This is a genomic window from Streptomyces sp. WELS2, from assembly GCF_013870595.1.
GTDB lineage: Bacteria > Actinomycetota > Actinomycetes > Streptomycetales > Streptomycetaceae > Streptomyces.
In genome coordinates this window covers 1-1690 of record NZ_JACBWZ010001128.1, presented here as the reverse complement: position 1 = coordinate 1690, position 1690 = coordinate 1, and the positions used below count along the sequence as shown (strand labels likewise).

Annotated in this window: 1 protein-coding gene; it reads left to right on the top strand. The window is 71.2% G+C overall.

Annotated features, from left to right (window positions below; all coding sequences use genetic code 11):
• A partial coding sequence (locus H5J33_RS34295) for a penicillin acylase family protein (RefSeq protein ID WP_181798565.1) occupies positions 1 to 1617 on the top strand: 1617 nt, incomplete at its 5' end.
• Positions 1618 to 1690 lie beyond the last annotated feature (73 nt).

The window sequence follows — 1690 nt, the reverse complement described above, 5'->3', positions numbered from 1 at the left end:
GCGGCGGCGGTGCGCTACGACCTGAAGAAGAAGGAAGGCCTCTTCAAGCAGGTGGTGAGCGGCAAGCACACCGCGAGCGGTCACCCGGTCGCCGTCTTCGGCCCGCAGACCGGCTACTTCGCCCCGCAGCTGCTGCTGCTCCAGGAGATCCAGGGCCCCGGCATCAGCGCCCGCGGCGCCTCCTTCGCGGGCCTGAGCATGTACGTCGAACTCGGCCGAGGCCAGGACTACGCGTGGAGCGCCACCACCTCCGGCCAGGACATCATCGACACCTACGCGGTCGAACTGTGCCAGGACGACTACCACTACCTCTTCCACGGCACCTGCACCGCGATGGAGAAGGTGGAGCAGAAGAACGCCTGGAAGCCGACCGTGGCCGACGGCACGGCCGCGGGGTCGTACACCATGCGCGTCTGGCGCACCGAGTACGGACCGGTGGCCTACCGGGCGACCGTCGGCGGCAAGAAGGTCGCCTACACCACCCTGCGCTCCTCCTACCTGCACGAGGCCGACTCCATCATCGGCTTCCAGATGCTGAACGACCCCGACTACGTCAAGGGCCCGCAGGACTTCCAGGACGCGGCCCGGCACATCAACTACACCTTCAACTGGTTCTACGCCGACTCCCAGCACACCGCGTACTACAACAGCGGCGACAACCCGGTCCGGGCGGACGGGGTCGACGCCGACTTCCCGGTGTGGGCGGCCCCCGCCTACGAGTGGCGGGGCTGGGACCCGGCCGGGAACACCGCCGACTACACCCCGGCCTCCGCCCACCCGAACTCCGTCGACCAGGACTACTACATTTCGTGGAACAACAAGCAGGCGAAGGACTACGCCGCCGCGCCCTGGGGCGAGGGCCCGGTGCACCGCGGCAACCTGCTGGACGACCGGGTGAAGAGGCTCGTCGCGGCCGGCGGGGTGACCCGGGGCAAGCTGACCCAGGCCATGGCCGACGCGGGCCTCGCCGACCTGCGCGCCGAGGACGTGCTGCCCAAACTGCTCAAGGTGATCACCTCCCAGCCGGTGACCGACCCGACGGCCGCCGCGGCGGTGAACAAGCTCCAGGCCTGGGTGACCGCCGGCGCCAAGCGCGCCGAGACCTCCGCCGGTTCCCGCACCTACGCCGACGCGGACGCCATCCGCGTCCTGGACGCCTGGTGGCCGCTGCTGGTCAAGGCCGAGTTCGAACCCGGCCTCGGCACCGGCCTGTACACCGCGCTCACCCGCAACCTGCCCGTCGACGAGGCCCCGTCCGCCGGCCACGGCCCGACCGGCTCACACGCCGGCAGCGCCTTCCAGTACGGCTGGTGGTCCTACGTCGACAAGGACATCCGGGCGGTGCTCGGGGAACCCGTACAGGGCCGGCTGGCGCGCGTGTACTGCGGTGACGGCAGCCTCACCGCCTGCCGGGACCAGCTGATCGGCACCCTGAAGCAGGCGGCCGCACTGACCGCCGCCCAGGTCTACCCCGGCGACGACCAGTGCGCGGCGGGCGACCAGTGGTGCGCCGACTCGATCGTCCAGCGCGCCCTGGGCGGCATCAAGCACGGCCGGATCGGCTGGCAGAACCGGCCGACCTACCAGCAGGTCGTGGAGTTCGCCTCACACCGCTGAACCGGCCGGGCCCGACGGCGGCGGGTCAGGCGATACGGCCCGCCGCCAGCACCAGCCGCGCCAGTTCGGGGTG